The sequence below is a fragment of the Streptomyces sp. CB01373 genome, assembly GCF_002803075.1.
Taxonomy (GTDB): domain Bacteria; phylum Actinomycetota; class Actinomycetes; order Streptomycetales; family Streptomycetaceae; genus Streptomyces.
In genome coordinates this window covers 102857-129047 of the sequence record NZ_NNBK01000001.1, presented here as the reverse complement: position 1 = coordinate 129047, position 26191 = coordinate 102857, and the positions used below count along the sequence as shown (strand labels likewise).

Sequence of the window (26191 nt, the reverse complement as noted above, 5' to 3'; positions counted from 1 at the left end):
TCACAGCACTAGCGCCATCGCCCCCGCTTGGCCTCCATCGCCGCCCGGCCCTCGGCGCCCTTGCGCTTCCAGTCCCGTCGGATCTCCGAGCGCAGCCGCGCGTCGGTCTTGGCGACGATCCACTGGTTCTCGCGAAGGAGCTTGCGGTAGCTCTCCAGCCGCCGCTGGGGCAGCTCACCGGCGTCGACGGCGGCCAGCACCGCGCACCCGGGCTCGCTGTCGTGGGCGCAGTCCTGGAACCGGCACCGCCCGGCCAGCTCCTCGATCTCCGAGAACACCTGTCCGACCCCGCTCTCGGCGTCCCACAGGCCCACTCCGCGCAGCCCCGGGGTGTCGATCAGCACCCCGCCGCCGGGCAGCGCGAGGAGGTTGCGGGTGGTGGTCGTGTGCCTGCCCTTGCCGTCGACGTCCCGCGCGGCCTGTACGACCATGACGTCGTCGCCGATCAGCACGTTCGCGAGCGTGGACTTGCCCGCTCCGGACGAGCCGAGCAGCACGGACGTGCCCGAGGACACGACGGCGAGGAGGACGTCGAGCCCGTCCCCGGTCAGGGCGCTGACGGGCAGCACGGGCACGCCGGGCGCGCTCGTCTCCACGTCCTGGACGAGGTACCCCAGCCCCGTCGCGTCGGGCACGAGGTCGGCCTTGGTCAGCACGATCAGCGGCTGCGCGCCCGATTCCCAGGCCAGCGCCAGGTAGCGCTCGATACGGCCGAGGTCGAGTTCGACCGCGAGGGACACCGCGATGATCGCGTGGTCGACGTTTGCGGCGAGGATCTGCCCCTCGGACCGCTTGGAGGAGGTGGAGCGCACGAAGGCGGTGCGGCGCGGCAGCGTCGTACGGACGTAACGCGGGTTGCCGCCGGGCTCGACGGCGACCCAGTCACCGGTGCACACCACCCGCATCGGGTCGTGCGGGGTGACGAACGCGGTGTCCGCGCGCAGCACACCGCCGGCGGTGACGACGTCGCACTGTCCCCGGTCGACGCGGATCACCCGGCCCGGCAGCAGGCCTTCGGCGGTGTACGGGGTGAAGACCGTCTCCCAGCCCTCGTCCCAGCCGTAGGGGGCGAGAGGGTGCGGTGAGACGGAAGAAGGAAGGGAAGAAACGGATGAAGCGGAGGAACGCAAGGGGGAACCCTTCACGAGGGCGGCCCCGACGGCCCGCGCGGGTGTGCGCGGGCGTGGCAGGTGGTGTCAGCCGGTGGCCGCGGAGGTGGAGTGGATGATCCTGGGATTGCGGGCAGCGCCCATCACCGAGACAGCCATGGGTCACACCTCCTCTTCCTCAACAAGAACTCACAAGAGCTCAGCACACCGAATCCGACCAGCAGCGACGGCCATGGCCCTCCGCTGGTCGCGCGCCTCACGGTAGGGGAGCGTCGTGAAGCGGCGCCACCGATTTTCGTTCCGGTGCATCGTCGCCCGCCCCGGCGTCCGAGAGTGACTCCGAGGAACCCCGGTCGGCGATCCGCGCACACGGACAGGCTCAGCCATCCGCGCACCATGGCGTCAGCCCACACGGGCAGGATGCTGCCCCAGGCGTTCCACCCCAGGCTCCAGAACACGAGCAGACTCAGGGCGCTCGCCACCATGACCGCGCTTCCGTACTTGACCAGTGTCGTGCGGCTTCTGCCCAGCCAGGCTCCCAAAAGCCCAGCCGGGATCTGCACCGTCACATGGAAGCTCGCGCATGCCAGTGGCACAGCGAGGAGAAGAACGAAGGGAGAATCCGCGGTGGGATTGCCTGGCGGGGTCGCGTAGCCGGCGTCCAGCATCCACAACGGCGGCACCAAGAACGTGAGCAGGAGTATGGCTCCGCTCAGATGCATGGCGCCAAGGTGCCGCAGCGCGGAATGCGAAGCTCCGATGCTTCGCCGCACCGGGACGCCGCACCGCAGTACGCCCGCGCCGCCGTCGGGGGCTTCGAAGCACGGCAGTTCGACCGCCACCGGGGCCTCGCCGCCGCCCTCGGCCGACAGCAGCGGGTCGGTCTCTCCCAGGTCAAGGTTCCACCGTCCGGCCCCGCTCTCGCCGACCCGGTCGCCCACGGTGCCGCCGGGGACGACCGGACTGCCATCGCCGTCCAGCAGGACCGTGCGGAACTCCGCGTGCTCGGCGGCGGCCGGTTCCCCGCCGAGGTCGGCCGCGGTCAGGAACATGCCCGGCACGTACGCCCGGCGGAACCCGCCGAAGATGTGGGCCAACAGGCCCTAACGGCAGGCCGGGTGCGTGGCGACCATGGGAGGGTGTCCGACAACGATGGCTTTCGCTCGATGGACCGGCGGGAGTGCCTGCGCCTGATGGCCGAGGTACCGGTGGGCCGTGTCGTCTACACGCGGCAGGCGCTGCCCGCGGTGCTGCCCGTCAACTTCGCCCTGGCGGCGGACGCGTCCGTGCTGCTGCGCACCTCCGCCGGGTCGGACCTCGTGCGCGCCGTCGACGGGGTCGTGGTCGCCTTCGAGGCGGACGCCTTCGACGTGGAGAGCCGGTCGGGCTGGAGCGTGGTCGTCACCGGCCGGGCCACCGTGGTCACCGATCCGGTCGAGCACGAGCGTCTCCTGCGCACCGGGCCGCGTTCCTGGATGCCGATCGACGAGGACGTCTTCGTCCGCATCGAGGCCACCATGGTCACCGGCCGGGAACTCACGGATCTGCGCGTCCCGGGCTGAGCGGTCGCACGACGACGGTTCGACGACCCTGGCGGGCCGGGGAAGGCGTTCCGCACGCCGCCCGGCCCGCCCGTCGTATGCGTTCATCCTGTCCCTTCGGCCCACGCGCCGGCCGCGCGCGGGGTGCGGCCGCCGTCCGGGCCGTAGCCGAAGCGGATCAGCAGGTGGGGGCGGCAGCGGAGCCTCGGGGCGGCCGTCGCCGCCCGCAGGTCGGGCCACTCCATCGCCTGGTGCAGCATCGAGGTGCGCACCCCGTACCGGGTGGCCACCAGCAGGGCCCGCTCCATCGCCTGCCCCGCGCGCAGCCAGTCCTCCCGCCGGTCGTGCGGGGTCCACAGGAGGGCCACCTGCGCGTGCCGTTCGAAACGCAGCGCGGGCGGACGCAGTCCCGGCAGCGGGCCGGTGAAGTCCCGCACGGGCATCCGCCCGGCCGTGTCCCGCGGGCCCAGCGAGGTGAGCGGAATGCCGTGCGGGAAGGGGGTGTCCGGCGCGTTGACCCAGGCCCTGGTCTCGGCGGTACGGGCCGGGTCGGCGGCGTTGCGCGCCTCGGCCTGCGCGGTCAGGCTCAGCAGCCGCCGGGTGCCGGCGAAGTCGGGTACGTCCAGGTGGGCCCCCTCGATCCGGGCCGCCTTGGCCATCTCCAGCACGATGTGCTCCGGCACCGGCCGCCCGGTGAACGGCATCCGGCTGGTGTGCCGGCGCGCGATCGCGTCGTACAGGCCGCGGTACGACGGCTGCGCGTCCGGTGCCGCCACGAACAGCCGGACGGTGGCCAGCAGGCCGGGGTCGCCCGGGTCGGGCAGGAGCGTCACGAGGGGGTCCCAGCCGAGGTGGGCCGCGGCGACCCGCAGGTTGAGGACGGCCGCGCCCACGGAGAGGTGCTGGGCGCGCCGCACCGGATCGGTCAGCGGCAGGGACCGTGGATCCGCGCGGACGTGGATGGACCGGGTGCCGGCGTCCAGGCCGAACCGCCAGGGCTGGGTGTTGTGGATCGACGGAGCCGCCACGGCCGAGTACAGCAGGCTCTCCAGGGTGGTCGCGTCGACTACCGGTGTCCGCATGACGGCTCCTCCCGTGGGCTCCCTGGTCGCTTCCCCGCCCACCCTCCGTCGCCGGCCGGCCGGGCCGGAAGGGCTCAGCGGGCCCTCGGCAGGGCCCGCAGGTCCCGACCTGGGCCGGGGCCGGCCGCCGGGGCCGGACGGCCCTGGTGCGGCGACGGCCCGTGTGGTGTCATGGGAGTGACGGGAAGGACCGGAAGACGCGGGGAAGCGGTGAAAAACCGCGCACCGCGCAATCAGGATCCGCGAGAAGTGGATTGTCCTTCCCGTCCATTTCTGTCCGCCGCGCCCCGGCCGGGGGTGTGCGCCGCTCCTGGCAGCCGCCGCGCCAGTCCATTCGGGTGGCCGGGCCGCCGACCGGGGGTCTGCCCGTCCTCCTCCCCCAGGTCAGGAGGTTCCGCGCAGCCGGTCCTTGGCCTGGGTGGCGATGACGGCGGCCTGGATGCGCCGCTCCACGCCGAGCTTGGCGAGCAGGCGGGAGATGTGGTTCTTCACCGTCTTCTCGGCCAGGTAGAGGCGCTGGCCGATCTGGCGGTTGGTCAGGCCCTCGCCGATCAGGGCCAGGATCTCCCGTTCCCGGTCGGTCAGTCCGGGCAGCGTGTCCGGCTCCTCCCGCGGCTGCTGTCCGCCGCGCAGCCGGGCCATCAGCTTCGTGGTGGCGCTGGGGTCGAGCAGCGACTGGCCGCTCGCCACGGTGCGCACCGCCGAGACCAGGTCCGAGCCCCGGATCTGCTTCAGCACATAGCCGGAGGCGCCCGCCATGATCGAGTCCAGCAGTGCCTCCTCGTCGTCGAACGAGGTCAGCATCAGACAGGCCAGTTCCGGCAGGCGGGAGCGCAGCTCGCGGCAGACGGTCACGCCGTCGCCGTCCGGCAGGCGCACGTCGAGCACCGCCACGTCCGGGCGCAGGGCGGGTACGCGCACCAGGGCCTGGTCGGCGGTGGCGGCCTCGCCCACCACCGTGATGTCCGGTTCGTCGTTCAGCAGGTCGTGCACCCCGCGCCGTACCACCTCGTGGTCGTCGAGGAGGAAGACCCGGATCGGGGTGTCCGGTCCGGCCTGCTCACGGTCCGCCATCGGTCGCTCCTTGTGATGTGTCGGCTTGCCTCAAGAATCCTTCCCCGAAGCACGTGCGCGGACCAGGGCCGGTCGGCCCTGGTCCGCGCACGCCCGTGATGGGATCCTGTCCGCCGCCCCGCGCGCCGGAGGCGGGAACGTCCCCGGTCAGCCGTCCCAGGACCAGTCCGCCACCTCGGGCAGGTCCACGCCGTGCTCCCGGATCCAGGCGTGGTGGCGCAGCCGGGTGTCCTCCATGCGCTGGCGGACGGCGGCGGCGCGCACCGCGAGGCCGGGGACGCGGTCGATGACGTCCATGACCAGGCGGTAGCGGTCCAGGTCGTTGCTGACCACCATGTCGAACGGCGTGGTCGTGGTGCCGATCTCCTTGTAGCCGCGTACGTGCAGGTGGGAGTGGCCTGCCCGCCGGTAGGCCAGGCGATGGATCAGCCACGGGTAGCCGTGGTAGGCGAAGATCACCGGCTTGTCCGGGGTGAACAGGCCGTCGTACTCGAAGTCGGTCATCCCGTGCGGGTGCTCCTCGCTGGGCAGCAGCCGGGCGATGTCGACGACGTTGACCACGCGCACGGCCAGGTCGGGCAGGTGCCGGCGCAGCAGCTGGGCGGCGGCCAGCACCTCCTGGGTCGGCACGTCGCCCGCGCAGGCCAGCACGACGTCCGGTTCGCGGGTGCCGTCCTCGGTGCCGGCCCAGTCCCAGATGCCGGCGCCGCGCGCGCAGTGCACCGTGGCCTGCTCCATGGAGAGCCAGTCGAAGCAGGGCTGCTTGCCGGCGACGATCACGTTGACGTAGTCGCGGCTGCGCAACGTGTGGTCGGCCACGGAGAGCAGGGTGTTGGCGTCCGGCGGGAAGTAGACCCGGACCGCTTCGGGGCTCTTGTTCAGGATGTGGTCGACGAAGCCGGGGTCCTGGTGGGAGAAGCCGTTGTGGTCCTGGCGCCACACGTGCGAGGTCAGCAGGTAGTTGAACGAGGCGATGGGGGCCCGCCAGGGCAGCCGGCGGGTGGTGCGCAGCCATTTGATGTGCTGGTTGACCATCGAGTCGACGATGTGCACGAAGGCCTCGTAGCAGGAGAACAGTCCGTGCCGGCCGGTGAGGAGGTAGCCCTCCAGCCAGCCCTGGCAGGTGTGCTCGGACAGGATCTCCATCACCCGGCCGTGCGGGTCGAGGTGCTCGTCCACGGGCAGGGTCAGGGCCTGCCAGGCCTTGCCGCTGGCGCCGTAGACGGCCTGCAGGCGGTTGGAGGCGGTCTCGTCGGGGCCGACGAGCCGGAAGTCGCGCCGGTCGGTGGTGGCGGCCATGACGTCCTCGAGCAGGTCGCCGAGGACGCGGGTGGGCTCGTGCAGGGTGGCGCCGGGCTTGTCGACCTCGACGGCGTACTTCTCCAGCGGGGGCAGCGGCAGTTCGCGCAGCAGGAGGCCGCCGTTGGCGTGCGGGGTGGCGCCGAGGCGGCGGGTGCCGTGCGGGACGCAGTCCAGCACGGCGGGGCGCGGGGCGCCGTGCTCGTCGAACAGCTCCTCGGGGCGGTACGAGCGCAGCCACCGCTCCAGCTGCCGCAGGTGCTCGGGGTTGTCCCGGACGCCGGCCAGCGGGACCTGGTGGGCGCGCCAGGTGCCCTCCACGGGCACCCCGTCGACCTCGGCGGGTCCGGTCCAGCCCTTGGGGGTGCGCAGCACGATCATGGGCCAGCGGGGCCGCTCGGTGGCGCCGTCGGTACGGGCGGCGCGCTGGAGGGCGGCGATGCGGTCGAGGGCGGCGTCCATGGCCGCGGCCATGGCGCGGTGCACGGCGGCCGGGTCGTCGCCGGTGACGTGGACCGGGTCGTGGCCGTAGCCGCGGAGCAGTTCGTCGAGTTCCGCCTCGGGGAGGCGGGCCAGGACGGTCGGGTTGGCGATCTTGTAGCCGTTGAGGTGCAGGACCGGCAGGACCGCTCCGTCGTGGACCGGGTCGAGGAACTTGTTGGAGTGCCAGGACGCGGCCAGCGGGCCGGTCTCCGCCTCGCCGTCGCCGACGACGCAGGCGACGACCAGATCCGGGTTGTCGAGCGCGGCGCCGTAGGCGTGGGAGAGGGAGTAGCCGAGTTCGCCGCCCTCGTGGATGGAGCCCGGCGTCTCGGGGGCGACGTGGCTGGGCACCCCGCCGGGGAAGGAGAACTGCTTGAACAGCCGCGCCATGCCGGAGGCGTCCCGGGTGATGTCCGGGTAGGTCTCGGTGTACGAGCCCTCCAGCCAGGAGTTGGCCAGTACGGCGGGCCCGCCGTGGCCGGGGCCCCAGACGCACAGGGCGTTCAGGTCGCGGGCCTTGATGACGCGGTTGAGGTGGGTGTGGACCAGGTTGAGGCCGGGCGAGGTGCCCCAGTGGCCGAGCAGGCGCGGCTTGATGTGTTCCGGGCGCAGCGGTTCGGCCAGCAGCGGGTTGCCCATGAGGTAGATCTGGCCGACGGAGAGGTAGTTCGCGGCACGCCAGTGGGCGTCCAGCGTGGCGAGCTCCTCGTCCGTGAGTCCGGCGGCTGCCTGCTGCGTCTCGACGGACATCGGGTTTCCTTCCGGGGCGGGACAGCGGTCGGGGTACCGCGTGCGGGTGGGGATACCGCGTGCCGGTGGCACACGGTCCCACCCTCCATGTCCCTCCCGGGTGCCCGACAGGGCCGTTCGGGTCACTCCACGAGCCAGGTCGCCGGGCGCCGGGCCGCCGGGCCGTTCGCGGGCCCCGGGTCAGCCCGTCGCGCAGCTGTGCCCGTTGAGCGTGAAGTCGTACGGCGCGGAGTTGCGCCCCTGCCAGGTGCCGAGGAAGCCGAAGGACAGGGTGCCGTTCGCGGGGACGGACTTGTTGTACTCGGCGGCGGTGGCCGTGACGCGGGAGCCGCTCTGGGCGACGGTCGCGTCCCACATCTGGCCGACCCGCTGCCCGTCGGCGAAGGACCAGGCGACGCGCCAGGCGTCCAGGGAGCGTGCGGTGGTGACGGTGACCTTGGCCTGGAAGCCGTCGGTCCACTGGTACGTCTGGTCGTAGTCGACCCGGCAGACCCCTGTCCCGCCGCTGTCCGGCCCGCCGGTTCCCGTGCCGCCGGACCCGGTACCGCCGGAGCCCGTACCGCCCGTACCGGAGGCGTCGGACCCCGGGTCGGGCGAGTCGCCCCCGTCGGCGGTGGCCGAGGCGGTGCCCTGCGGTTCCGGGTCGGGGTTCTCACGTCCTGACCGGGTCGCCGCGCCGCTCGCGGACGACTCGTGGGCCGCGGACGCCGAGGCCGCGACGGAGGCGGAGGCGGACGGCAGGGGCTCGGCGGCGGGCGGGCCGGCGTCCGGGTCGAGGGCCGGACGGCCGTCGGTGACCGGCCTGCGGGCGTTGTCGTCGTGTGCGTCGTCGTTCGCGGAGCCGCCGAACGGCATCATCGACACGGCCAGCGCCAGCCCGGACAGGGCGACCGCGGCGGCGAGCAGGCCGCCGCGCACGATCCGCGCCCGCGCGGCGCCCTGCTGCGGCTCCCCGCCGTTGTCCGCCGCCGCGGGGCGGCGGGCGCCGAGGCGCACCTCGGCGGCCCGGCGGCGGCGCTCCAGGTAGGCGAGGCCGCCCCAGCCGATGACTCCGCCGGCCAGCGCGGCGGGCAGTTGGCCGCCGTGCGGCCGCAGACAGGCGGCGGCCTGCGCGCACCCCTCGCAGGTGGCGAGGTGCCGGGAGAGGTCCTCGGGGGTCCCGGCGGCGGCCGCGGGGCGGGTGACCGCGTCCAGCAGCCCGGCGTAGCCGCGGCACTCCGCGTCCATCGGGGTGTCGAGGTGGTTGCGGCGGCAGCGGTCCCGGAACAGGGTCCGCACCTGGTCGAGTTCCTCGGACACCCGCGCGGGGTCCAGGCCCAGCCGGCGGGCCACCACGGTCGACGGCAGCGCCTCCACCTCGGCCAGCCACAGGAGCCTGGCGTCCGGCTCCTGGAGGTCCCGCAGGGTGCGCAGGGCGAGCGGGCGACGCGGCGGCGGGCCGGTCCAGCGGGCGGCCTGGTCGGAGTTGAGCCACAGGCGCAGGTCCGGAACGAGCCGGTCGCCGAGTCCGTCGGCCTCCCAGGACGCGGCGGTGGTGCGCACGGCGGCCAGCGTCAGCGGGATCGCGGGCAGCCGGGGCGTACGGCGGCCCCGGGACTCGTCGGCCTCGGCGGCCCGGACCTCGCGCAGGCCCGCCGCGAAGGCCTCCGCGGCGAGTTGCCCGGCCTCGCCGGAGCCGGCCGTGCACAGGTCGGCGTAGGAGAGCACGGCGTCCCAGCACTCGGCAAGCAGCGCGGCCTCGGTCGCGTCCTTGGAGCTCGGCAGGTCGGGCATGGGTCTCCTGCATCCACGGGCGAGGTCAACTCTCTGCGCTCAGGGAGAAGTTGGGGGGCACCTCGGGGTAGAGCACGAGCTTTTCACGCCTTTGACACAACTGACAAGCCACGTATGCAATTGTCGTGACGGATCCCGTGGTCCTCAACTCCGCTCCGTAGTACGGACCGAAGCCCCCAATCGACTCACGGGACCCGAAAACGCGTGGCTGACGGCTACTTCGCCGCCCCCTCGGTCTCCTGGGGCGTCTCCTCCGCCGCCGGCAGGCTGTCCATGAAGGAGCTGACCGAGAACACCGCGTGGCCGGGGCCGGGCGGCCCGTAGCCGGGGGGCGAGGAGAGACCGAAGTCGTCCATCGTGGCGCGGTAGGCCTCCAGGAGCCGGATGTGGTACTCCAGCGGCGCGCCCTGCGGGTTGGCCTTGCCGAGCGGGGTGGTGGGCTCCGGGCACCACGTGGTGAAGCGGGGCGTGATGCCGTGCGACATGAAGAAGCGCAGGCCCTCGGTGGTGGACGCGATGGCCTCGTCGACGGTCGTGAAGCCGAACGGCTCGGCCATCTCCACGCCCGCGACGAAGTTGGGGATCACGTTGCGCGCGCCGAACACCTCGGCGGAGTCCAGGATGCGGCGGTGCCACTCGTCGCGGCCGACGTAGCGCTCCTTGCCCGGGCAGTACAGCTCGAACAGACGGCGGTCCCACACCTCGAAGTTGGGGTGGTAGATCTGCACGCCGTAGTCCTTGAACCGCTGCACGTCCGGCTTCGGCAGCGCCTGCGCGACGACCTTGCCGATCCAGCGGCCGGGGAAGCGCTCCTCGATGGCCTTGGCGTAGTGGCCGTAGAAGTCGGCCTCGTCGCGGCCCGCCACCTTGGAGGTGACGGCGCCACCGGTAAGGGTGTAGGCGGTGGACGCCTTCTGGGTGTCGTACCGGTCGATGATCTCCAGCGCCTCCAGGACCTCCTCGACGTCCTTGACGCCGGTATAGGGCCGGCCGGCCGCCTTGTGCTGGCGCCAGTTGTGGTTGATGTCGCAGTACTGGCACTCCTCCTTGGCGCCGAAGTACTGGCAGACCCGGAAGACGGTGAGGTAGATCAGGTAGCCCCACTGGATGGTCGGGGCGACCTCCATCACGGACTTCCCGTTGGACAGCGTGTGCCGGTAGTACTCGGGCATGGGCGGCACACCGACGTCGGCGATCCGCTTCCCGTCCAGGTAGAGCCCGAGCAGCCCCTCGTCGTCGGCGGCGACGCGGTAGGGCGAGGCGGGATTCACCCGTACGGAGACGACGGTCCGCCGCAGGTCGTACGGTCCGCCGGTGAGGATGATCTCCTCCGGCGGCCGCCGCAGCGCGGCCTCCCCCAGCTCGGGCAGCGTGCCGTGGTCGAAGGAGAAGATGAAGTACGACTTCGGCTTGACCTCACCGCTCTCGTTGTCACTGAGCGCGGACGGGTCGAAGGCCACGCCGCCGCGGAGCAGATCCTCCTTGAAGACGGCCTCCCGCGGCACATGCGGGAAGCGCTCCATCAGATCCTCGACCAGCTCGGTACGGCTGCCCATCCCGTTGTCTCCTCCCGACTCGCGTGTACGACTTCTCACGGTATGCCTACGCTCGCGCGCAGGTCGTGCCGGGTCCCCCGCACGGAGGCCGTGAACCGCCCTTCGGTGGACGTCGGGTACGTTCCCCCGTGACCTTGTGGGCCGTGGTGTGAGGGCGAGGAACAACGGGATGACCGGGACGACCGTGACCAACTGGGCGGGGAACATCACCTACAGCGCCGCGGAGGTGGACCGGCCGGGCTCGCTCGACGCGGTGCGGGAGCTGGTCGCCCGCAGTGCGCGGGTGCGGGTGCTGGGCAGCGGGCACTCCTTCAACGAGATCGCCGACCCGGGCGCCGGGGGCACCCTGCTCTCCCTGGAGGCGATGCCCGTCGAGGCCGACGTCGACACGGCGGCCCGCACGGTCCGGGTGGCCGGCGGCCTCCGGTACGCGGAACTCGCCCGCCGGGTGCACGCGCACGGCCTCGCCCTGCCCAACATGGCCTCCCTGCCGCACATCTCGGTGGCCGGCTCGGTGGCGACCGGCACCCACGGCTCCGGCGTGGGCAACGGACCGCTGGCCGCCCCCGTGCGGGAGGTGGAGATCGTCACCGCGGACGGCTCGACGGCTGTCATCGGCCGCGGCGACCCGCGGTTCGGCGGGGCCGTCACCTCCCTCGGCGCGCTCGGCGTGGTCACCGCCCTCACCCTCGACCTGGAGCCCGCCTACGAGGTCGAACAGCACCTGTTCACCGAACTCCCGCTGGAGGGGCTGGACTACGAGACGGTGGCCGCCGCCGCGTACAGCGTCAGCCTGTTCACCGACTGGCGCGACCCGGGCTTCCGCCAGGTGTGGCTCAAGCGGCGCACCGACCAGCCGCTGCCCGCCTTCCCCTGGGCGGTACCGGCCAAGGTCGCACTGCACCCGGTGCCGGGCATGCCGGCGGAGAACTGCACGCAGCAGTTCGGCGTGCCCGGCCCCTGGCACGAGCGACTGCCGCACTTCCGCGCCGAGTTCACCCCGAGCAGCGGCGCCGAGCTGCAGTCGGAGTACCTGCTGCCGCGCCGGTACGCCCTCGACCTCCTGCACGCGCTCGACGGGATCCGGGAGACGGTCGCCCCGGTGCTCCAGACGTGCGAGATCCGCACCGTCGCCGCCGACGAGCAGTGGCTGAGCCCCTCCTACGGCCGGGACACCGTCGCCGCGCACTTCACCTGGATCGAGGACACGGCCACGGTGCTGCCGGTGGTACGCCGCCTCGAGGAGGCGCTGGCCGGCCTCGACCCCCGCCCGCACTGGGGCAAGGTGTTCACCACTCCGTCGGCCGTCCTGCGCGACCGGTACCCGCGCCTGGACGACTTCCGCGCGCTGGCCCGGGAGTTGGACCCCGCCGGAAAGTTCACGAACGCCTTCCTCGCGGACCTCCTGGCTCCCTGACCCGTACCTCCGCCCACACCACTTTGTCGGCACGGCCCGCCCGTTGCTCCACGCCCCACCGCTCGGAGACGGCGGCCACCAGCACAAGCCCGCGCCCGCCCTCGCCGTCCGGCTCCCGCACCACCGGGAGCCGTTCGGTCCGCGCGTCGGCCACCTCCACCCGGACGACCGCGCCCTCCCACAGCAGCCGCACGCGGAAGTCCCGCCCGGCGACGCGGCCGTGCCGGACGGCGTTGGCGGCGAGTTCGGCGACCACCAGGGTCACGTTCTCGCCCGCCTCGCTTCCGTACGGGAATCCCCAGGCGTCCATCCGATGCGCCACGAGCCGCCGCGCGAGCCGGGCACCTCGCGGGGTGCAGCTGAACAACTGGCTGAACATACGTACGGTGACGGGCTCCTGGAGCCGGGGGTCTACGTGCATGGCCCGAAAGGTTCCGCAGGTCACCCGGGCCGAACCAGTCACGGCGCTCGTACGCTGCGCACTGTAGGAGTTCACGGCATGGACTGTGAGCGTCACGGGGCGTGACCCTGGGAGCCCTCGCGAGGTTGGAAACTTCAGCGGACTCGGGGGGTACCTGCCATGACCGAAACCACCAGCACCAACACGGCCACGACCACGACCACCGGCGAGCCCGAACCGTCGGACAGCATGAAGGCGTTCGGCGCGGCGCACAAGGCCTTCCGTAAACGAGCGGGCTACACCCTGGAGGACTACGCCCCGCTCGTCGGCTACCAGCCGGGAACCGTGGCGTCGATCGAACAGGGCCGACGCTTCCCACCCCGCGTCTTCGTCGAGCGCGCGGAGGAGGTCCTGGACGCCTTCGGCGCGCTGAAGGGCGTGTACAAGCACGTCGGCCGGGAGAAGGGGCTGGCGTCCTGGTTCCGCCAGTGGGCGGAGCTGGAGGAGCAGGCGATCAGCTTGTACACCTTCGAGAACCGGGTCGTACCAGGGCTTCTGCAGACAGAGGCGTACGCACGCGGGTTGTTCAGCGTACGGCTGCCCGTGCTCGCCGACCCGGAGATCGAAGCGATGACCACAGCCCGCCTGGAGCGACAGTCATTGTTCGCCGAGCGGCCCAACACGGTGTTCAGCTTCATCGTGGAGGAGCACGTCCTTCGGCGGGCAGCCGGCGGAGGACGGGTGATGCGCCAGCAGATCGACCACATCCTGGAAGCCACCGCACCGCGCAACCTGGAATTCCAAGTGATGCCGATGAGCCACGGCGCTCACGCCTGCCTCGACGGACCCATCCGTCTCGCGGAAAGTCCCGAGAACGAGTGGTTCGCATACTGCGAGGCGCAACGGGGAGGCCGGTTCGCCGTCGATCCGAAAACGATCAGTGTTCTCCACATGCGCTATGCGAAACTGCGTTCGCAGGCCCTCACTCCGGAGGATTCCCGGAGCCTGCTGGAGCAGATGCGAGGAGCGCTATGAGCACCGATGAACTGGCCTGGTTCAAGAGCAGCTACAGCAGCGGCACCGACGGCGACTGCGTCGAGGTGGCGCTCGCCTGGTTCAAGAGCAGTTACAGCGGGACCGACGGCGACGACTGTGTCGAAGTAGCCCTCGCCTGGAGCAAGTCCACGTACAGCGGTGACAGTTCAGGCGACTGCGTCGAGGTGGCCACCTGCGCCTCCGCCATCCACGTCCGTGACTCCAAGAACACCAGCGGCCCTCAGCTCGCCCTCTCCCCCACCGTCTGGTCGGAGTTCATAGGCTTCGCCGCGCATGAGTGACCTCTGCTGCGACGTGTCCGGCAGCGGGCCCGTGCTGCTCGTCTTCCTCGAAGAGGCGGACGGCGGCTGCCGGGGTACCGGCCTGCTCGGCATCGCCCGGCTGCACAACCTCGCCCTCACGGGATGACTGCCGCCCCATACGCTCAGTCGATACAGAACTCGTTGCCCTCGATGTCCAGCATCGGGATGCACGACTCGTTCTCCTCATCGGCGTACAGCGTTTGCACGTGGGTCGCACCGAGCGCAACCAGTCGTGCGCACTCAGCTTCGAGCGTAGCGAGGCGCTCGTCCCCGACGAGACCGGTGCCGACCCGGACGTCGAGATGCACCCGATTCTTAACGATCTTGCCTTCGGGGACGCGCTGGAAGTACAGTCGCGGGCCCACACCTGAGGGATCTATGCAGGCGAACCATGAATCCCGCTGCTCAGGTGGTTGCGAACCCTTGAAATCATCCCAAGTGGCAAACCCCTCTGGCGGCGGCGGTACGACATACCCCAACACCTCGCACCAGAAACGAGCGAGACGCTCAGGTTCTGCGCAGTCAAAGGTGACTTGGAACTTCTTGATCGCTGACATCGGAGCACCGTACCAAGGGGACTTGGGACTCTGCCGTCCATTTCCCCGGAGGGCGGCCGTCGGGCAAGGAGGCCCAAAAGCTCACACGCCGGTCTGCCCCTCCACCAGGTCCTGGACACACTCCAGGACCTGCTGCACTGCTGGACCGGCACCTGCACCGCTCGTTCGAGTGCAGGACGACCGACTGGTCGTGCGGGGACGTGTGCTCAGGGGGCGAGTAGCGGTACGAGAGCGCGAGCGAACTCTGCCGGCTCCGCGCTTGCGGCCACGTGGTTGCCGGGCATGTCGATCAGGGGCTGACGCAGCAGAGCGGCCAAGGCATGGGCCGCCCGGCGCGCCATCTGGTGACGGCTCAGCGAGCCGGCGCACACGGTCAGCCTGGCGCTCGACGCAGGCCCTCGATGTCGGGCTCGCAGAAGAGGGCCAGCCATCCGACCAAGGAAATAGCAGCCCCGAGGCGTTCGCGGGTCGCCTCGCGGAGGCGCTGGGGGCCGGCCGCACAGGCGTGGAGGGCTGAAACAGCCCGCTCCCGCACCCTCTTTTTGTCTCGCCCACAGCCTTGTCAGGGACATGTATCGCTTCTATAGTCCGGTTCTAAACGATGGGAGCGCTCCCACAGAAGCGCGAACGGGAGCACTCCTCCTCCCCTATGACGTCGCCCCTCGAAGAGGCCCCCCTATGCGACTGCTGCCCCATCGACTCGATACCGCGCGCGGCGTGCTGTGCGCGCTGCTCACCGCTCTCGCCCTGGTCGCCGCCTTCCTGGCGGCCGCTCCGGCGGCGCACGCCGACACCCAGATCTGCGACGCCTACGGAACGACCACGATCCAGGGCCGCTACGTGGTCCAGAACAACCGCTGGGGCACCAGCGCCGCCCAGTGCATCACCGTGACGGACTCCGGCTTCCGGATCAACCGGGCCGACGGCTCGGTGGCCACCAACGGCGCGCCGAAGTCGTACCCGTCCGTCTACAACGGCTGCCACTACACCAACTGCTCGCCGGGTACGGCGCTCCCGGCCCGCCTTGACACCATCTCGAGCGCGCCCACCAGCATCTCGTACGGCTATGTCAGTGACGCGGTCTACGACGCCGCGTACGACATCTGGCTGGACCCGACGGCCCGCAAGGACGGCGTGAACCGGACCGAGATCATGGTCTGGTTCAACAAGGTCGGCCCGGTCCAGCCGGTGGGCTCGCAGACCGGCACGGCCACGGTCGCCGGGCGGTCCTGGCAGGTGTGGTCCGGCAGCAACGGTTCCAACAACGTGCTGTCCTTCGTCGCCCCGTCGGCGATCAGCAGCTGGAACTTCGACGTGATGGACTTCGTCCAGCAGGCGGTCTCCCGTCAACTCGCCTCCAGCAACTGGTACCTGACGAGCGTGCAGGCCGGCTTCGAGCCCTGGCAGAACGGTACCGGCCTCGCCGTGACCTCGTTCTCCTCGGAGATCCGCACGGGTGGCAACGGCGGCGGAGGCGGGGGCGGCAACGGTGGCGGCGGGGGCGGCAACCCCGGTGGTCAGACGGCCTGTTCGGTGACGTACGCCACGAACGTCTGGACGGACGGGTTCACCGCCGACGTCACCGTCCGCAACACCGGTTCGGCGGCGGTGAACGGCTGGCAGCTCGGCTTCACCCTGCCCTCCGGGCAGCGCGTCACCAGCGCATGGAACGCCACGGTGAACCCGTCCTCGGGCACCGTCACCGCGACCGCCCTGTCGCACAACGCGCAGATAGCGCCGGGCGGCAGCCAGACGTTCGGCTTCCAGGGCACCTACAGCGGCACGTTCGCCGCGCCGAGTGCCTTCACCCTCAACGGCACTGCCTGCAACACCGCCTGAGACGCACCACCACCCCCACAAGGAAGGAAGGACCGAACGTGGCTCGACGCAGCAGACTTCTGTCGGTGGCGGCGGCCTTCGCCACCCTCCTCGCGGCACTGGGCCTGACCCTTCTCGGTCAGGGCCGCGCCGAGGCGCACGGCGTGGCGATGATGCCCGGTTCGCGCACCTATCTGTGTTACGTGGACGCCCGCACGGCGACCGGCAGTCTCGACCCGACGAACCCCGCGTGCCGGGACGCCCTGAACAAGAGCGGTGCCACGCCGCTGTACAACTGGTTCGCGGTGCTCGACTCCAACGCCGGTGGCCGGAACTCGGGTTATGTGCCGGACGGCACCCTGTGCAGCGCGGGAGACCGCTCGCCGTACGACTTCTCCGCCTACAACGCCGTCCGCGCCGACTGGCCCAGGACCCACCTGACCTCCGGGTCCACGATGCAGCTCCAGTACAGCAACTGGGCAGCGCACCCGGGTGACTTCCGGGTCTACCTGACCAAGCCGTCCTGGACGCCCACGTCCCAGCTGCGCTGGGCCGACCTGGACCTGATCCAGACGGTCAGCAACCCGCCGCAGGTGGGTTCGCCGGGCACCGACGGCGGCCACTACTACTGGAACCTCCCGCTGCCGTCCGGCCGTTCGGGCAACGCGCTGCTCTTCATCCAGTGGGTGCGCTCGGACAGCCAGGAGAACTTCTTCTCCTGCTCGGACATCGCGTTCGACGGCGGCCACGGCGAGGTGACGGGCATCCGGAACTCCGGCTCGGGGACTCCGACCCCGACCCCGACCCCGACGCCCACGCCGACGCCCACTCCGACCCCGACTCCCACCCCGACCCCGACCCCGACGCCGTCCGGTCCGCAGACCGGCTCCTGCATGGCCGTGTACAACGTGGAGAACGCCTGGAGCGGCGGCTTCCAGGGCTCCGTGGAGGTGATGAACCACGGCACGGCACCGCTGAACGGCTGGACGGTGACCTGGAAGCCCGGCACCGGTACCAAGATCAGCAGTGCCTGGAACGGCAACCTGACCACGGCCGGGGACGGCACGATCACGGTCAAGAACGCCGACTACAACAAGACCGTACCGACCAACGCCAGTGTCTTCTTCGGATTCACGGCCACATCCACGGGCAACAACTATCCGATCGGCTCGATCAGCTGCACAGCGAGCTGACGCCCACACCCCGGGCGCGCCGGCACTCCACCGGCGCGCCCTCCCCTCCGCACCTCACCGCAGAACCAGCACCGCGAGTGTCCCGATGACGACGTCGGCGGCCACGTGCACCCCGCAGGGGACCAGGATGCCGCCACTGCGCAGGCGGAGGACACCCAGGACGAACCCGGCCGGAGCAGGTCCACAGACTGCCCGACTCGCCGGAAGCTTACGAGGCCGTGATCACTCGCGCCAAAGCAGCTCCGTAAGTTGTTCGGTGGCCCATCACACAGACGTCCTGACTCAGCCCGAGGCCACAAAGCCGGCAGCGCGGTTGAGGCCGGTGGGGCTCAGCGAGGCACACGCGCGCCTGATCGGTCAGCGCGCCCGCCCGCCGTGGTTCGCTTTCATCGGCTGAGGCACAAACGATCTCCGAGACGAGTTGCCGCCCTCACTGGTGGACGGCCCATTACCTTGACCCGGTCATTGAAACTCCCGCCCAGAGCCGTTCCGTCAACCGCGATCACACGTTGCGGAACACTTGAAGCAGCGACGCACGTAGCGTCCGCCAGCCACACCGCACCCGGCACCCACAGTCGCGAAGACCAGTGTTCGGACTGCTGCTCCTGCTGTGGAATTTCCATCCTGCTGTACGTACTCCCCGAGGAGCGTTCGTGTCACGGGTACGGAGTTGCCGGCCTGGCTCTGGGATGGCACGTCTGCATGCTCATCAAGCTCACCTGTCTCCGAGCGGAAGACGCCCAGGCAAACCCGCTTCGTTGTACCCCTCGAGCCAGATCTCGTCTCACACCGATCGATCTGCAGTGTGCCGGTTGCCGCGCCTGTGCCCAGAGCGGCGGCCCAGTCGAGCACGCCCCATGCCACAGAGCCGCCCAGCATGAAGAGAGCAAGGAGGAACCAGCCGGCGGCGTACAGGACGAGGCGACGCCGCGGCGGATCAGGTCGTGCAGCGCTCGCTTCCATGTGATCCCCTCCCCGAGATCCCCGCCAGCTATCCGTCCCAGGCGACTCTCGGCCGAGGCACGACAGCTGCCGCCTGATCTTCGCAGGTCGAGGCCCTATAGGGTGCGCCTCAACTGCGGCCACTCTTGAGGGAAGCACGATGATCGACCAGAGCAACGAGGTAAAACCCGGCTTCAGCGTGCATCCGCTCCTTGTTTTCGGGCTCGGGTGGCTGCTGGGGCTGGCCTCTCTCGTTGAGCGAGTGCCGCTGATCGGGCATGGCCGCCAGTACGGGCTATGCCATCCCGTGCCGAGTCTGGGCCCGTTCACGGGCACCGCGCTCGTCCTGATCGGCGGCGCGTTCTTGGCGTCATCATTCGGGGCAGTCATGGTGGCGCGGACCAGCCCTCCCCGCCGCGTGTTCCCCATCGCCTGCTTGCTGATTGTCAGTGCTCTTCTGACAGCGGCCGACAGGGTGGACGTCCATGGGGAACGGGTCGCGGCAGAAGCGGTGCGGGCTTACGCATCAGTTCCCGCAGACCAATGCGACTACACACCAGACGTCTACACCGCCACCCCAGGCTGGTTCTCCTGGTAAGGCTCAGCCGCAGGCCAGGAAATCGGGTCACCACGATGGCCCGGATTCTGAGTGCGCCGCGTGCCGCCGTCTGCACCGCCGCTACGATTTCGGCAGGGCTCCGTATCCGGCGAGGCAGAGCCTGACGCGGCACTGGTCTTCCGCCTCGACGAACACCTGCTGCCCCCAGTAGGCGGTGAGGCGCTGCGCGACAGCGACCAGCCGCCGGCGGTCCTCCGGTGTGTACGCCGGGAAACGTACCCAGCCCTGGTCGGCGATCTTGTTGCCGAGTTCACTGAACAGCATGGCGCGGGCTCGCTGTTCTTCCTCGTCGGTGAGCGGTGTGGTGGTGTCCTCCGCAGGCAGCAGCCGGACGTTGTAGAGGTCTCGTATCACTGCACGGCTCGCAATCTGCTCAAGGTCCGTTCGCGAGAGCCTACGTGGCCGACTCGGGTTCAGCGCGAGCCCGGAAGCGACGGTCATCGTGGCCGCCAGGGAGAACTGGAAGGCGGTCGAGGCGAGACACACGGCGCGCAGCGAGGTGTCGCCGGCGACGAAACGGAAACCCTCGTGAATACGCCGCCAGACCCGAGGGGGGCGTTCCGAACGCTGCGGGAGCGATTCGGTCCGGCGGATCCGGCAGACCGACAGGAACGACAAGCCGACATCTGCGGACGGGTCAGCCGAGCGGAACCGTAGGTGACCCTTGTTGTCTTCGGCTGGCGGCCGAAGTCTCATTCGCGCTCGCGGAGGTACACCTCCAGCTCGGCGGCCCCGGTCAGCATCGCTCGCCCGCGGGTGGACAGCCGACGGTGCCAGTCGCGCAGTGCCGTCGCCAACGGCTCCAGCCCGCCGGCCGCCCGTACCTGGGCGATCAGCGGGGCGATCTGCTCAAGCAGGTAGCCGCCGCGCCTGAGCTGGTGGGCCAGCCGGGCGTCCCGTACATCGGCCTCGTGGTAGACGCGGTACCCGGTCAGCGGGTCGCGGCGCGGGCACACCAGCCCGGCGCGCTCCCATTTGCGCAGCGTCGCGGGCCGAATTCCGAGCTTCCCTGCCAGCGGCCCGATGAACGTGCCGCCGGACCCGGACACCGCGGCTGGCTCGGACCCAACACCGGGCTCGGGCGCCGTGGTGGGCTCCAGGTCGCGCAGAGCGCTCTCCACTGCCCGGAGGGTCCGCCGGTCGTCGAGGAGCTGTGCGTGGCTCTCGTCGATGAGGCGGAACGCCTCCCCGGCCGCGCCCTGGTTCACGGCCCGCATGATCGACGTTGCCGTCTGGTGGCCGTGGCCGGGCACCAGGGCGAGAAACGCTCGCAGGGCCCGCGCGTGCAGCGAGGTGTAGGTGCGGTAGCCGTGGGGTGTGCGACCGGCGGCCGGAAGGATGCCGGCCTCCTCGTAGTTCCTGATCGCCTGTGTGGACAGGCCGTGCGCGCGCGCCAGATCAACCGGCCTGAGTCGCTCGCCGTTTTGAAGGTTTCGCCCCATAGAACTGACGATATCGCGGGAAAGTTTCAACCGAAGGTTCAACGATACCGTTTAAGGCATGGCGACTGACATCAAGGACACCGCCCATGCCGTCGAGGCTGCCGCCGTCATGAGGCTGCTCCCGGCCCGGCCCCGGCTGCTTGCCCTGGGCGAGCCCACCCACGGCGAGGACACGCTGCTCGACCTGCGCAACGAGCTGTTCCGGCAGCTCGTCGAGCAGGAGGGCTACCGGACGATCGCGATCGAGAGCGACTGCATGATGGGCCTGGTCGTGGACGACCACGTCACCTCAGGCACGGGCACTCTTGACGAGGTCATGGAGCAGGGGTTCAGCCACGGCTGGGGCACCTCCGCGGCCAACCGCGAGCTCGTGCGCTGGATGCGCGCCTACAACGACGGCCGGCCCGCGTCCGAGCGGCTCCGCTTCGCCGGTTTCGACGGCCCGTTGGAGATCACCGGCGCCGCGAGCCCCCGGCAGGCCCTCACTGCACTCCACGGCTACCTCGCGGCACGGGTGGACGCGGACCTGCTCCCGTGCACCGTGGAAATACTCGACCACCTGCTCGGCACCGACGACCGGTGGACCAATCCCGCCGCGATGATGGACCCGGCCCAGTCCGTGGGGCAGTCGGCCGAGGCCGGTCAGCTGCGGCTGCTTGCCGACGATTTGGTGGCGCTGCTCGACGTGCAGACGCCCCACCTGCTCGCAGTGAACTCGCGGGACGACTGGGACCGAGCACGGCTGTACGGGCGCACCGCGACTGGCCTGCTTCGCTACCACTACTGGATGGCCGACACCTCACCGGCCCGCATGACGCGGCTGTGCGCGCTGCGGGCTTTGATGATGGCCCACAACCTCCTTGCCACCGCTGCTCGGGGACCGGCACTCGTCTACGCCCACAACTCCCACCTCCAACGGGAGAAGAGCACGATGCAGATGTGGCAGGGGCCGGTGGAATGGTGGAGCGCCGGTGCGCTGGTGAGCGCCCAACTCGGCGAGGAGTACGCCTTCGTGGCTACGGCCCTCGGCACGATCCGGCACCAGGGAGTGGACACCCCGCCCCCGGACACCGTCGAAGGACTCCTGTACGCGCTCCCGGAAGACCGCTGCGTCATCGACGCCCCACAGCTGGCCACGGCCCTCGGCGATACGCGGCCCGCGCCCCGCGTGTCCCCTTGGTTCGGCTACTCCCCGCTTGATCCGGCCCACCTGGCGGACAACGACGGGATCGTGTTCGTCAAAGACGTCCCGAAGAGCTAGTTGTAGGAGGCCAGGACATTACTGACGCCCTGGCGCAGCCGCGACACAGGAGGTTCTCCATTAGCGGCGCTGTCGCGAGCGCTTCTCGACGCTGGTCTTCGGATGCCCAGGCGCGGGCGTAGAGGAACTCCTCGGCACGGATGCGGTTGCACCTCTCCACCGTCCCAGTGTGTCCATGCGTATACGGGGTGTTCCGCTGGTGGCGTGGCCCGAGCAGGGCCCGAGCGAATGCGTCAGGTGAAGGAAGGCAACGGCAGTGGCCGCCTTCTCGTCAGGGAGATCTTCCGTGCAGGCGAGCCCGGAGTACCCGTCGATGGCGGAATGGAGGTACACATGGCCGCCGCGCTCGCTCTTGCCTTTGAGGCGCTCGACTGCCTTTGCCTGTCGACTTCCGCGACCGTTGATACGCCAGCCACCACCGCCGGGGATCCGGCCGGCCTTCTTCACGTCCATGTGCACCATGTGGCCGGGCCGTCGAGCAGTGATCGTCCGCAACTCCCGGTTGGTTTTGCCGTTGGGGTCGATGGGCAATGCGTGGTCTGGCGGCTTCCAGGGGACGTCAGGGCCCCAGATGGGCGAGTACCGTGCGTACGGCGCGGGTCACCGCCTTGCGGGACTCGTCCGTTGGGTTGTGGATCTCGAAACCATGGACGCCGTGCGGGACGTCGATGATCTCGACCGGGATCTTGGTCTCCTCTGCCGCGGTCACGAACTCCTCGACGGTGGCGGCGATGTGCGGCGTCTCCAGACCCGCCCGGGTGAGCAGGAGGGGCGGCGGCGTCCTTCCGCCGGCCCGGAGCGCGCCGGCCGGTCTGAGGCGCGGGGCGACCGCGCCCCAGCCGGGCAGCGGGGCCAGGACCGGATAGGTCAGGGCCAGGCAGCGCAGCCACCCGGGCGGGGCAGCGATCCAATCCGCGGCGAGCATTCCGGCGCCGGAGAAGAACCACAGGGCGCGAGCGGCTGATCCCGCTGGTGCGGGGCCTTCTTCATAGTGCGAGCGAAGTCCATCGCCCTGCCGAACTCCGGCCGCGCCTTGACCCGGGTGCTGATCTTCTCCGAGAAGACAGGACCGCATCCGGCTTCCTGGAGCGCGCCGAGCCGGCTCTGGAGCTCTTGCTGGGCGGTACTGGACCTCGCGTAATCCACCCGTCCGCATCCGTCGGCCCGGGGACCCGCTCACCCCCGAGGAGATCGACTTCCGCGAACGTCTCGGGCCAACGGCGTTACATATTTTCCCCAAGGCCGGAGTCGGTGGGAGTCCGTCTGACCCACCCAGAGTCTGCGCAAGTCGCCGTCCCCGAGGCGATCGCCGAGGTCACCAGCCTACCGGCGCCCGGCGGCAGCAGGTGCTGAGCCCCGCCCCGGCGACGGACGGCTGCGCGGAGGAGCCGGCCGGTGTCACTCGGCGCCGTCGGCACGGAGGGCCAGGTCGAGGAGGCCGGGGAAGCGGGCGTCGAACTCCTCGCGGCGCAGCCGGTTGAGCCGTTTGGCGCCCCGGTCGCGCTGTTCGACCAGGCCGGCGTCGCGCAGGACCGAGAAGTGGTGGCTCTTTGCGGCTCGGCCGACCGGTACGTCGAAGTTGCTGCAGCTGAGCGTCCAGTCGGGGTGGCCGGCCAGGTCGCGGACCAGCTGTATGCGCACGGGATCCGCGAGCGCGGACAGGGCGGTGAGAAGCGGTACGTCGTCGGGGTGTGTGTGCACGGGCGCCGAGCGGTGACTTGCGCCTTCGGCCTGGTCCGACATTCCGATGTCCTCCTTCACCCAGTGTTCGATGACCATCGTACAGTGCTAGTGTTCGCTTGCAGTCGAACACTTGCGGAGGGGTGGGTTTGCGTATGCGTGCCGTCGAGTTCCAGGAGTACGGCGGTCCCGAGGTGCTGCGGATCGTGCAGACCACGACACCGGAGCCGGGCCCTGGCCAGGTGACCATCGAGGCCGTCTGGGCAGGGGTGAACTTCGCGGACGTGAAGGCGCGTGCCGAGGGGTACCGGGTGGCGTCGCTGCCCTACCGTCCGGGCCTGGAGGTCTCCGGGCGCATCCGGGCGGTCGGGGAGGGCGTCGAGGGTGTGCGGGCGGGGCAGGAGGTCGCCGCGCTCGTCGACGGCGGCGGCTACGCCGAGGTCGTGCTCGCGGAGGCCGCGAGGGTCTTCCCGTTGCCCGACGGGCTGGACCTGCGGACCGCGGCCACGCTGCCGACCGTGCTGCCGACCGCGCACGCCCTGGTCCACGAGGTGGGGCGGCTGCGGGCCGGGGAAAGCGTGCTGGTGCACGGCGCGGCGGGAGGCATCGGCACGGCGGTCGGGCAACTGGCCCGGGCGGCGGGCGCCGGCGCGGTGTACGGGGTGGCTTCCAGCGACGCCAAGGCCGACTACGCGCTCAAGCACGGCTACGACGAGGTGTTCCGGCCCGGCACCTTCGAGACGGACGTCCGCCGGGCCACCGGCGGGAGGGGCGTCGACCTGGTCCTGGACCCGGTGGGCGGCGACACGCTGCGCCGCGGCCTGGAGGCACTGGCCGTCTTCGGGCGCCTGGTGTCCTTCGGCAACGCCGGCGACGCCGAGCCCTGGCGGGCCGGGCAGGGCGAGCTGTACGCGCGGGGCCGCTCCGTCGGGGGCTTCTCCGTGCTGGCCCTCGCCCAGTCCGCACCCGACGCCCTGCGTGCGCTCACCGAACGTGCCCTCCGCACCGTCCGCGACGGAACGGTCGCCCTTCCCGTCACCGCCGAGTTCCCTCTGTCGGACGCGGCCGGCGCACACCAGCTCATCGGCGGACGCACGTCCATGGGCAAGCTGCTGCTGCGCATCGCCGACTGACCGCAGCCTCCCGCACGGGCCACCTGGCGGGTCCATCCCTCCAGTCACCCACCAGGAACAACGCTGGTCTGGGCTCCGGTGCCGGGATGGGGGCGGCCACCAATGATCATCGTGAGGTGTGTGGACTGACGCTGAGACACTGGCCGCAGGCCACTGCATAGATCCCCGCCGATGGCGGGCGGCGTTCGAGACTCTGATGGAGCGTCTGGCGGGTCGGTTCGCGCGGGTCGAACCCCGGCGGCGGGTTGCACGGCTGGCACTCGGACTCCTGTCCGGGCTCCCGGCAAGAACTGCTGGACGATCGTCGAGTGGCCGGGCCACCCCGTACGGCATGCAGCATCTGCTGAGCCGGGCCTCCTAGGACGCCGACGCCGTCCGCGATGACCTCCGCGACTATGTCGTCGAGCACCTCCGCGACGACGAGGCTGTCCTGGTCGTCGACGAGACCGGCGGCCTGAAGAGGGGCACCCGCACCGTCGGAGTCCAACGCCAATACACGGGCACCGCGGGCAGAGCGAGAACTCCGCCGGAGCCAAGGGACAGCGCTGGTACGACTGGGCCGTGGTCAACCTCTCCCGCTCAGCCCCGGGCAGCCGCCAGCTGCTGTTCCGCCGCAGCCGCGCCACCGGCGAACTCGCCTACTACCGCTGCTACTCGCCCGGACCGGTGCCCCTGTCCACGCTCGTGGGAGTCGCCCGATCAAGGTGGCGGGTCGCGGAGACCTTCCAGGCCGGAAGGGAGCTGGCCGGACTCGACGAGCACCAGGTCCGCCGCTACCCCTCCTGGTCCCGCTGGGTCACCCTGGCCATGCCCGCCCCCGCCTTCCGCGCCGTCCTCCGCGCCGACGAGCACGACCGGACGCAAGCCCCGATGACAACATCCGAGGTCCGCGCGCCTCGACGTACGATGCCGAGATGCACACAGACATCCCGCAGGGTCAGGCCCTCCTGATCAACGGCACCGTCGGTGTGGGCAAAACCACCGTGGCCGAGGCGGTGGGCGACCTTCTCGCCAAAGCCGCAATCCCTCATGCCGTGCTCGACCTTGACTGGCTGAGGCAGTCGTGGCCCGCTCCGCCCAATGACCGTTTCAACTTCAACATGCTTCTGCGGAACCTGCGGAGTATCGCCGAGAACTACCTCGATGCAGGGGTGGCGCGCCTCGTACTCGCCGGCGTGATCGAGCAACAGGATGAGCGGAAGCAACTGGCCGATGCCGTGGGCGTTGATCTCATGGTGTGCCGGCTGCGGGCTGAACTGCCGGTCATCCACCAGCGTCTGATCCACCGCCATCGCGGCGAGCCCGAAGCGCTGCAATGGCACCTGGACCGGTCCGCTGAACTGGACGGAATCCTCAGCCGGGTCGCAGTCGACGACTTCGCCATCGATACCACCATGGGCTCCGTCCCCGACATCGCCGCATCCGTGATCAGGGCAGCCTACTGGTAGTGCCCACCGGGCTGCGGACCGTTCCGGCAGGGGATCTGCCTGTGATGAGGGCGGACGCGCTCAGCATTCCTCACTTCGTATCCGCGATCGCCCATACCCTGGTCACATCGCCATCTGCGGTAGCAGATCAGGGAGGCGGCGATGCCAGCGAAGGCAAGGAAGTGGTCGGCCTTACGCTCGTAGCGTCGGTGTAGGCGGCGAACCCGGCCAGCCACGCCCCCCTCCGTTCCATGGGCCAACGGTCACGGCCCGGATT

26 protein-coding genes and 4 pseudogenes are annotated in these 26191 nt (G+C 70.7%); 13 read left to right on the top strand and 17 right to left on the bottom strand.

From position 1 onward, the window contains the following. Window positions 1-8: 8 nt before the first annotated feature. Together rsgA and CG719_RS36075 are read right to left on the bottom strand one after the other, a co-directional pair. Complete coding sequence (rsgA, locus tag CG719_RS00625) at window positions 9-1130, bottom strand: ribosome small subunit-dependent GTPase A (RefSeq protein WP_234375360.1); 1122 nt, start codon at window positions 1128-1130, stop codon at window positions 9-11. A gap of 122 nt (window positions 1131-1252) precedes the next feature. Then, window positions 1253-2206, bottom strand: a complete 954-nt coding sequence (locus tag CG719_RS36075; protein ID WP_234375359.1) for a hypothetical protein — start codon at window positions 2204-2206, stop codon at window positions 1253-1255. 42 nt (window positions 2207-2248) lie between these two features. Between CG719_RS36075 and CG719_RS00615 the strand changes: the two genes are divergently transcribed. Beyond that, a complete protein-coding gene (locus CG719_RS00615) occupies window positions 2249-2671 on the top strand; it encodes a pyridoxamine 5'-phosphate oxidase family protein (RefSeq protein ID WP_100566448.1) in 423 nt (140 codons plus the stop codon). Window positions 2672-2754: 83 nt separating this feature from the next. Here the strand turns inward: CG719_RS00615 and CG719_RS00610 are convergent, their stop codons facing one another. The 5 genes from CG719_RS00610 to CG719_RS00590 form a co-directional block, all read right to left on the bottom strand. Next, window positions 2755-3732, bottom strand: coding sequence for an Acg family FMN-binding oxidoreductase (locus CG719_RS00610; protein WP_100566447.1), 978 nt, complete (start codon window positions 3730-3732; stop codon window positions 2755-2757). 384 nt (window positions 3733-4116) lie between these two features. Then, the gene (locus CG719_RS00605) at window positions 4117-4806 is read right to left on the bottom strand and encodes a response regulator (protein WP_100566446.1); all 690 of its coding nucleotides are present in this window, start codon (window positions 4804-4806) and stop codon (window positions 4117-4119) included. 147 nt (window positions 4807-4953) lie between these two features. After that, window positions 4954-7338, bottom strand: coding sequence for a phosphoketolase family protein (locus CG719_RS00600; RefSeq protein ID WP_100566445.1), 2385 nt, complete (start codon window positions 7336-7338; stop codon window positions 4954-4956). Window positions 7339-7518: 180 nt separating this feature from the next. Beyond that, window positions 7519-9111, bottom strand: a complete 1593-nt coding sequence (locus tag CG719_RS00595; RefSeq protein WP_100566444.1) for a cellulose-binding domain-containing protein — start codon at window positions 9109-9111, stop codon at window positions 7519-7521. A gap of 215 nt (window positions 9112-9326) precedes the next feature. Continuing rightward, a complete protein-coding gene (locus CG719_RS00590) occupies window positions 9327-10667 on the bottom strand; it encodes a radical SAM protein (protein ID WP_100566443.1) in 1341 nt (446 codons plus the stop codon). 169 nt (window positions 10668-10836) lie between these two features. Here CG719_RS00590 and CG719_RS00585 point away from each other — a divergent pair, with 169 nt between their 5' ends. Beyond that, entirely contained in the window at window positions 10837-12084 is a 1248-nt protein-coding gene (locus CG719_RS00585; protein WP_100566442.1) for an FAD-binding protein, read from the top strand. Here the strand turns inward: CG719_RS00585 and CG719_RS00580 are convergent. Beyond that, window positions 12047-12505, bottom strand: coding sequence for an ATP-binding protein (locus CG719_RS00580; RefSeq protein ID WP_100566441.1), 459 nt, complete (start codon window positions 12503-12505; stop codon window positions 12047-12049). The genes CG719_RS00585 and CG719_RS00580 overlap by 38 nt on opposite strands. Before the next feature lie 159 nt (window positions 12506-12664). Here CG719_RS00580 and CG719_RS00575 point away from each other — a divergent pair, with 159 nt between their 5' ends. The 3 genes from CG719_RS00575 to CG719_RS37040 are packed head-to-tail and all read left to right on the top strand — an operon-like array spanning window position 12665 to window position 13948. Next, window positions 12665-13519 carry a helix-turn-helix domain-containing protein gene (locus CG719_RS00575; RefSeq protein WP_100566440.1) on the top strand — a complete coding sequence of 285 codons (855 nt, stop codon included), beginning with the start codon at window positions 12665-12667 and terminating at the stop codon, window positions 13517-13519. Continuing rightward, complete coding sequence (locus CG719_RS00570; protein WP_100566439.1) at window positions 13516-13821, top strand: DUF397 domain-containing protein; 306 nt, start codon at window positions 13516-13518, stop codon at window positions 13819-13821. The genes CG719_RS00575 and CG719_RS00570 overlap by 4 nt, the downstream gene beginning before the upstream one ends. Next, window positions 13814-13948: a hypothetical protein gene (locus CG719_RS37040; protein WP_267895308.1), complete on the top strand. Its 135-nt coding sequence runs from the start codon at window positions 13814-13816 to the stop codon at window positions 13946-13948. The genes CG719_RS00570 and CG719_RS37040 overlap by 8 nt, the downstream gene beginning before the upstream one ends. Before the next feature lie 16 nt (window positions 13949-13964). Here CG719_RS37040 and CG719_RS00565 read toward each other — a convergent pair whose 3' ends face one another. Then, entirely contained in the window at window positions 13965-14399 is a 435-nt protein-coding gene (locus CG719_RS00565; protein ID WP_100566438.1) for a VOC family protein, read from the bottom strand. 678 nt (window positions 14400-15077) lie between these two features. On the opposite strand from CG719_RS00565, the gene CG719_RS00555 reads away from it, so the two are divergent. The 3 genes from CG719_RS00555 to CG719_RS00540 all read left to right on the top strand — a co-directional run bounded on the left by CG719_RS00555 (window position 15078) and on the right by CG719_RS00540 (window position 18950). After that, the gene (locus CG719_RS00555) at window positions 15078-16238 is read left to right on the top strand and encodes a GH12 family glycosyl hydrolase domain-containing protein (RefSeq protein ID WP_100566437.1); all 1161 of its coding nucleotides are present in this window, start codon (window positions 15078-15080) and stop codon (window positions 16236-16238) included. A 38-nt stretch (window positions 16239-16276) separates the two neighbouring features. After that, entirely contained in the window at window positions 16277-17410 is a 1134-nt protein-coding gene (locus CG719_RS00550; RefSeq protein WP_100566436.1) for a lytic polysaccharide monooxygenase auxiliary activity family 9 protein, read from the top strand. Window positions 17411-18512: 1102 nt separating this feature from the next. Continuing rightward, entirely contained in the window at window positions 18513-18950 is a 438-nt protein-coding gene (locus CG719_RS00540; RefSeq protein WP_100566435.1) for a hypothetical protein, read from the top strand. An 81-nt stretch (window positions 18951-19031) separates the two neighbouring features. Here the strand turns inward: CG719_RS00540 and CG719_RS00535 are convergent, their stop codons facing one another. The 3 genes and pseudogenes from CG719_RS00535 to CG719_RS00525 form a co-directional block, all read right to left on the bottom strand. Further along, entirely contained in the window at window positions 19032-19325 is a 294-nt protein-coding gene (locus tag CG719_RS00535; RefSeq protein WP_100566750.1) for a hypothetical protein, read from the bottom strand. A gap of 78 nt (window positions 19326-19403) precedes the next feature. Next, window positions 19404-19589: pseudogene (locus CG719_RS36070) on the bottom strand (MFS transporter); the annotation flags it as partial. A 74-nt stretch (window positions 19590-19663) separates the two neighbouring features. Further along, window positions 19664-20413: a TioE family transcriptional regulator gene (locus tag CG719_RS00525; protein ID WP_100566434.1), complete on the bottom strand. Its 750-nt coding sequence runs from the start codon at window positions 20411-20413 to the stop codon at window positions 19664-19666. Window positions 20414-20471: 58 nt separating this feature from the next. On the opposite strand from CG719_RS00525, the gene CG719_RS00520 reads away from it, so the two are divergent. Next, entirely contained in the window at window positions 20472-21674 is a 1203-nt protein-coding gene (locus CG719_RS00520) for an erythromycin esterase family protein (protein ID WP_100566433.1), read from the top strand. Here CG719_RS00520 and CG719_RS36065 read toward each other — a convergent pair. The 4 genes and pseudogenes from CG719_RS36065 to CG719_RS00505 all read right to left on the bottom strand — a co-directional run. Continuing rightward, window positions 21671-22160 (bottom strand): annotated as a pseudogene (locus CG719_RS36065) (IS481 family transposase); the annotation flags it as partial. The gene CG719_RS00520 and the pseudogene CG719_RS36065 sit on opposite strands and share 4 nt — an antisense overlap. A gap of 73 nt (window positions 22161-22233) precedes the next feature. Continuing rightward, a complete protein-coding gene (locus tag CG719_RS37490; protein ID WP_100566432.1) occupies window positions 22234-22599 on the bottom strand; it encodes a hypothetical protein in 366 nt (121 codons plus the stop codon). Beyond that, entirely contained in the window at window positions 22542-22820 is a 279-nt protein-coding gene (locus CG719_RS36060; RefSeq protein ID WP_234375358.1) for a recombinase family protein, read from the bottom strand. Before CG719_RS36060 ends, CG719_RS37490 begins: the two co-directional genes overlap by 58 nt. Before the next feature lie 252 nt (window positions 22821-23072). After that, the gene (locus CG719_RS00505) at window positions 23073-23417 is read right to left on the bottom strand and encodes an ArsR/SmtB family transcription factor (protein ID WP_100566749.1); all 345 of its coding nucleotides are present in this window, start codon (window positions 23415-23417) and stop codon (window positions 23073-23075) included. 92 nt (window positions 23418-23509) lie between these two features. On the opposite strand from CG719_RS00505, the gene CG719_RS00500 reads away from it, so the two are divergent. From CG719_RS00500 to CG719_RS00490, 4 genes and pseudogenes are all read left to right on the top strand, one after another. Continuing rightward, window positions 23510-24487, top strand: coding sequence for a quinone oxidoreductase family protein (locus tag CG719_RS00500; protein ID WP_100566431.1), 978 nt, complete (start codon window positions 23510-23512; stop codon window positions 24485-24487). Window positions 24488-24815: 328 nt separating this feature from the next. After that, window positions 24816-25001, top strand: a pseudogene (locus CG719_RS37485) (transposase); the annotation flags it as partial. A gap of 47 nt (window positions 25002-25048) precedes the next feature. Next, a complete protein-coding gene (locus tag CG719_RS37480) occupies window positions 25049-25438 on the top strand; it encodes a hypothetical protein (RefSeq protein WP_442802694.1) in 390 nt (129 codons plus the stop codon). Beyond that, window positions 25402-25935 carry an AAA family ATPase gene (locus CG719_RS00490; protein ID WP_100566430.1) on the top strand — a complete coding sequence of 178 codons (534 nt, stop codon included), beginning with the start codon at window positions 25402-25404 and terminating at the stop codon, window positions 25933-25935. Before CG719_RS37480 ends, CG719_RS00490 begins: the two co-directional genes overlap by 37 nt. Window positions 25936-26048: 113 nt before the next feature. Here CG719_RS00490 and CG719_RS36055 read toward each other — a convergent pair. Beyond that, window positions 26049-26185, bottom strand: a pseudogene (locus CG719_RS36055) (IS5/IS1182 family transposase); the annotation flags it as partial. Between the last annotated feature and the right edge of the window lie 6 nt (window positions 26186-26191).

Excerpts from the sequence above, each read along its gene's own strand:
- CG719_RS00610 (WP_100566447.1), bottom strand. The coding sequence starts at position 3,732 with ATGCGGACACCGGTAGTCGACGCGACCACCCTGGAGAGCCTGCTGTAC.
- CG719_RS00605 (WP_100566446.1), bottom strand. The coding sequence starts at position 4,806 with ATGGCGGACCGTGAGCAGGCCGGACCGGACACCCCGATCCGGGTCTTC.
- CG719_RS00600 (WP_100566445.1), bottom strand. The coding sequence starts at position 7,338 with ATGTCCGTCGAGACGCAGCAGGCAGCCGCCGGACTCACGGACGAGGAG.
- CG719_RS00595 (WP_100566444.1), bottom strand. The coding sequence starts at position 9,111 with ATGCCCGACCTGCCGAGCTCCAAGGACGCGACCGAGGCCGCGCTGCTT.
- CG719_RS00590 (WP_100566443.1), bottom strand. The coding sequence starts at position 10,667 with ATGGGCAGCCGTACCGAGCTGGTCGAGGATCTGATGGAGCGCTTCCCG.
- CG719_RS00585 (WP_100566442.1), top strand. The coding sequence starts at position 10,837 with ATGACCGGGACGACCGTGACCAACTGGGCGGGGAACATCACCTACAGC.
- CG719_RS00580 (WP_100566441.1), bottom strand. The coding sequence starts at position 12,505 with ATGCACGTAGACCCCCGGCTCCAGGAGCCCGTCACCGTACGTATGTTC.
- CG719_RS00575 (WP_100566440.1), top strand. The coding sequence starts at position 12,665 with ATGACCGAAACCACCAGCACCAACACGGCCACGACCACGACCACCGGC.
- CG719_RS00570 (WP_100566439.1), top strand. The coding sequence starts at position 13,516 with ATGAGCACCGATGAACTGGCCTGGTTCAAGAGCAGCTACAGCAGCGGC.
- CG719_RS37040 (WP_267895308.1), top strand. The coding sequence starts at position 13,814 with ATGAGTGACCTCTGCTGCGACGTGTCCGGCAGCGGGCCCGTGCTGCTC.
- CG719_RS00565 (WP_100566438.1), bottom strand. The coding sequence starts at position 14,399 with ATGTCAGCGATCAAGAAGTTCCAAGTCACCTTTGACTGCGCAGAACCT.
- CG719_RS00555 (WP_100566437.1), top strand. The coding sequence starts at position 15,078 with ATGCGACTGCTGCCCCATCGACTCGATACCGCGCGCGGCGTGCTGTGC.
- CG719_RS00540 (WP_100566435.1), top strand. The coding sequence starts at position 18,513 with ATGATCGACCAGAGCAACGAGGTAAAACCCGGCTTCAGCGTGCATCCG.
- CG719_RS00525 (WP_100566434.1), bottom strand. The coding sequence starts at position 20,413 with ATGGGGCGAAACCTTCAAAACGGCGAGCGACTCAGGCCGGTTGATCTG.
- CG719_RS00520 (WP_100566433.1), top strand. The coding sequence starts at position 20,472 with ATGGCGACTGACATCAAGGACACCGCCCATGCCGTCGAGGCTGCCGCC.
- CG719_RS37490 (WP_100566432.1), bottom strand. The coding sequence starts at position 22,599 with ATGCTCGCCGCGGATTGGATCGCTGCCCCGCCCGGGTGGCTGCGCTGC.
- CG719_RS00505 (WP_100566749.1), bottom strand. The coding sequence starts at position 23,417 with ATGTCGGACCAGGCCGAAGGCGCAAGTCACCGCTCGGCGCCCGTGCAC.
- CG719_RS00500 (WP_100566431.1), top strand. The coding sequence starts at position 23,510 with ATGCGTGCCGTCGAGTTCCAGGAGTACGGCGGTCCCGAGGTGCTGCGG.
- CG719_RS00490 (WP_100566430.1), top strand. The coding sequence starts at position 25,402 with ATGCACACAGACATCCCGCAGGGTCAGGCCCTCCTGATCAACGGCACC.